Here is a 2,442-nt window from a genome sequence, read left to right as displayed (position 1 = left end):
AGAATATGTCGGAATTGATCTTTGTTCATGCCCACATCTAAACGGGCAACATCATTATATTCATAACGTTTTACCAGTTTAAGATAACTTTTATTCACCTCAGGAAAAGTAACTTCTTGAGAAGTTTCCAACTGTATTTCAGCTTGGGTTTCCGCCTGACTTTGGAATGCTACGCTGGCAAATGCAACCATCATTAAAGCTTGAATCTTATTCATCTCTGTTCTCACTTAATTATTGTTTAGGGAAAGGAGAGTCAATTCGACTCTCCCAAAAGACTTAGTCAATGATGGTGCTCACACCAACACGAACCAGTGGACTATTACCTTGACTTCCCATTGCAGCCCCCGTCGTGAGAGACCAGCGACCATTATCCGCTGTCTTACGGAAGGTCACACCAATTGCACTTTGATCGTTATAGTATGCTGCACCTGCCGCCATGGTGAGCTTGCCCGGAACGAATGGTGCATTTTCAAGTGCAGCAGTTGCGGCAATACCTGCTGACATTTTGTCTTCCAGCTTATCCATACGCTTGTTGGTATCGTAGAAGGCTTGTTGTAACTGATCACCAAGATTGGTTACACGGTTATCAATTGCACCTAATGCATCACCAACGTTGTCATATTTTCCACCAGCAACATCGTAGCTTGGTCCTTTCCAGCCTGTGCTCGGGTCATAACCTGCACCACCTCCAAGTGCTGCGCCAACATCTTCATAAGAACGATGCAGTTGTCCGCCATTGATTCCATCTTTTGATCCGCTGGCAATTGCACCATCAGCAACACCTGTGACTTTCTTGCCGCCTGCGTTGATGCCATCCGTCGTCATGCTTGGACCTTGCTCGCCTTTCGGTCCACTAATACTGACGCCACCACCTGTAATCGTGGTCGAACCTTGATCACCAGCAACATTGATCTGACCAGCATTCACTTGATCTGCAGTCACCTCTTTCACTTTGATTTTGTCTGCTAAACCAACTTCAAAGTCTGTACCGCCATCTTTGTTCTTGCTTTCCTTCACAGTGATGTTTTGATCTTTATTGCTCACAGTGGTTTTCGCTTCTTTAGCAGCTTTACCCACAGCACCAATTGCATCATTGATATTGTCTTTACCTGTGCCTCCAATGTTGTCACCTGCGATGGTGCCATCTGGATTTACAGTCGTATTTCCACCAATGATGTTTTTAACGCTATCAGCTACACCATGTAATTGACCACCGTTGATTGCATCTTTAGAACCTTCGGCAACAGTACCATCTGCAACACCTGTGACTTTTTTATCACCCGCATCAATACCGTCTTTGGTCACACTTGGACCACCTGCAATGGTGAGTCCATCACCATCCAGACGGGTATCGCCCGCTGTTACGCTATCGACTTTAATGTCTTTAGACAAACCAACTTCAAAGTCTGTACCACCCTCTGCATTCGGACGACTTGTGACTGTGACATTTTCATCACCTTCTGCTTTACTCACTGTGGTTTTGGCTTCTTGCGCTGCCTTACCAATAGCACCAATCGCATCGTTAATGTTGTCTTTGCCCGTGCCTCCAATATTGCCACCTTTGATCGTGCCATCTGGATTCACAACGGTATTGCCACCAATGATGTTTTTAACACTATCCGCAACACCTTTTAACTGGCTGCCATTGATTGCATCAGTTGAATCTCCTGCAACACGCCCTGGTGCAACACCTGTGATCACTGTATTACCTGCATCTATACCTCTTGCACTAATACGTGGACCAACGCTGTTCCCCATTGGATCGACAAAACCGAGACCATCTGGGCCAAGAATAGTCGTATTTCCTGCTTGGTCTTTTAAGCTCACACCCTCTGCATTCAAGATCGTTTCATTTCCTTCTGCATCAGTTGCGGTGACACTATCAAATTTCACATCTTTTGCAGTAGCAACTTCATAGTTGGTACTACCATCAGCATTCTTGGTTTGAGTCACCACCATATTGTCACCTTCGGTGACGGTGGTTTTCGCTGCGACTGCCTGACCACGAACTGAGTCAATCGCATCGTGGATATTACTTTTGCCAGTATTACCAACATTCGATGTCGTGATTGAACCATCTGGATTCAGTGTAGTTTCACCACCAATCGAGTTTTTAACGCTATCTGCAATGCCATGAATTTGACCACCATTCACCGCATCTTTTGAGCCTGCTGCAATTGTGCCATCAGTAACACCACTGATCTTGCCTGTAGCACCATCAATGTTGACGTCACCGACTTGAACTGAATCAAAGTCAACATCATCCGCTGTTGCTACTTCGTAGATGGTTTGTCCATCTGCACCTGTACGGCTTTCAACAGTCATATTCTTGCCAGCTTCAACTTCTGTTTTCGCTGCCACTGCCTGACCACGAACTGAGTCAATCGCATCGTGGATATTGCCTTTGCCAGTATTACCAACATTCGATGTCGTGATTGAACC

1 protein-coding gene and 1 pseudogene are annotated in these 2,442 nt (G+C 45.5%); both read right to left on the bottom strand.

The genetic code is table 11. The features are described 5' to 3' along the window. Positions 1–215: pseudogene (locus tag F896_RS21095) on the bottom strand (outer membrane assembly protein BamE); the annotation flags it as partial. A gap of 61 nt (positions 216–276) precedes the next feature. Continuing rightward, a partial coding sequence (locus F896_RS20550) for a YadA-like family protein (RefSeq protein ID WP_016164759.1) occupies positions 277–2,442 on the bottom strand: 2,166 nt, incomplete at its 5' end.

The sequence above is a fragment of the Acinetobacter genomosp. 15BJ genome (genome assembly GCF_000400715.1).
Lineage (GTDB): Bacteria > Pseudomonadota > Gammaproteobacteria > Pseudomonadales > Moraxellaceae > Acinetobacter.
Note: the sequence above shows the minus strand (reverse complement) of the source record. Positions and strands in the feature narration are given on the sequence as shown.